Origin of the sequence: Citrobacter sp. Cf087, assembly GCF_030334285.1 — a bacterium.
Lineage (GTDB): Bacteria > Pseudomonadota > Gammaproteobacteria > Enterobacterales > Enterobacteriaceae > Citrobacter > Citrobacter freundii.
On the sequence record NZ_JAOWED010000007.1, the window covers coordinates 1 to 268 of the forward strand.

General features: G+C 56.0%; 1 tRNA gene. It reads right to left on the reverse strand.

The window, feature by feature from the left end:
* Positions 1–9: 9 nt before the first annotated feature.
* Positions 10–85, reverse strand: a tRNA-Ala gene (locus tag OGV57_RS00025).
* Positions 86–268: the final 183 nt, after the last annotated feature.

Sequence of the window (268 nt, forward strand, 5' to 3'; positions counted from 1 at the left end):
CAGTAAAGATGGTGGAGCTATGCGGGATCGAACCGCAGACCTCCTGCGTGCAAGGCAGGCGCTCTCCCAGCTGAGCTATAACCCCATCGTAAATGCTAATCTCTGTACCCTAATTCGTTTCCGGGCAAGGCGCGGTGGTGCGAAGCATACTGAAGTATGCGAGCATCGCCGTAACACAGCACGGAGGCGAATTTGGTAGGCCTGAGTGGACTTGAACCACCGACCTCACCCTTATCAGGGGTGCGCTCTAACCACCTGAGCTACAAGC